The sequence below is a fragment of the Pseudomonas sp. P5_A2_2 genome (assembly GCF_054177685.1).
The window spans coordinates 1-1,176 of the sequence record NZ_JBGCUL010001235.1 but is presented as its reverse complement, the minus strand read 5'-3'; the positions used below and the strand labels follow the sequence as shown (position 1 = coordinate 1,176).

The 1,176-nt window shown below is 59.4% G+C and carries 1 protein-coding gene and 1 pseudogene; both read right to left on the bottom strand.

From position 1 onward, the window contains the following. Positions 1–52 precede the first annotated feature (52 nt). Positions 53–211: pseudogene (locus ACXRVY_RS30395) on the bottom strand (ubiquinol oxidase subunit II); the annotation flags it as partial. 431 nt (positions 212–642) lie between these two features. Continuing rightward, on the bottom strand, positions 643–1,176 hold a 534-nt coding region (locus tag ACXRVY_RS30390), incomplete at its 5' end, for an alginate O-acetyltransferase AlgX-related protein (RefSeq protein ID WP_458239127.1).

Genomic DNA, 1,176 nt, shown 5'->3' with positions numbered 1-1,176 from the left:
GATCTGCTTATAAAGGGGGATCGGCGTTTTCGTGACTCGTGCAATTGATTTATTAGAGGAAGCCATCACCCATTCTCCCTTTTGCGCCCAATACGTAATCGCTCCAGAAGGAGTACATCAGGATCACCGGCAGGATGAACTGCGCGCCGATCAGGGCGAACAGCCGACTGGTGGCCGGTGATGCCGCCGCCCACAGGCTGACGGATGGCGGGCCGAAATCATCCAGCGGAACGGCGTTGGCGGTAGTCAGGGTAAGGCGCATCGCACAGGGCGGGCTTGACCTGAGCAGCAAGGCGATGGAGTTGCATGGTGGTGTCGCACGTTTCATTTTTCACCCCTCGCATCATGCCGAGCCCGCCGTCTCCATGATGTCCGGGACGACAACTGTTGCGGGTACCAGGGGGGGCTGCAACTTATGAGCCATTTCAATAGGGCAAAGGAAAAATTCAAATGAATGAACAGGCTCTGAGTGTTTGAAGCGAGAGAAAAGGGGGAGGGGGGAATATTCCTCAAATCAGGTGGTGAACGCCCGGTTGGGTGGGTGAAATGCCCCATTTATGGAGATAGCCCCGGCCCTTTTCACCGACCGCTTTGGGTAGGGGTTTCTCGTACCCGACGGCGGTTCGACCGGATGCGATTGGCCTACCGCAACGAGCGATAGGCAATGGGGTCGATGTACGCCGACTGCAGGTCCCGCTCCGGGATCTCCCAGATGATTTGTTTTGGCGGCGTTTCTTTGGAGGCCGGGTTGTTGAGGTAGCTGTTTGCAGCACCAGAGAACGCTCCGCCGTCTTTGGCGAAGTTACCTACGGGGGCGCCCAGTGCCTGCTGCAGAAACCCTGCGAAGTTGGAGTTGCGTGAGAATGAAGTGCCGATGAGCACGGTATTGGGGAGGTCGGCATCGCCAAAGAGGTCTGCCTCGGTGTCAGGGCTGGCGGCTGACGCAACGGGAAGTTCGTGGGTGCGGGTCTTGGCGACCATTTCGGCTGCAGGTTGCCATTTGAGCGGCAGCCAGTCGATGCCCGCCAGATGGACCAGGTCGCCAGGTCGCACCGCGAGCGGGGCATGACTTTCGTTAAACGACCTGCGTGGCGTTGCGCTGATGCCCAGGGTCTTCAGGCGCTGTGCGACGGCCTCGGCCGCTGCCTTTGCGCCGGATTCGCTCCAGTGCGTATC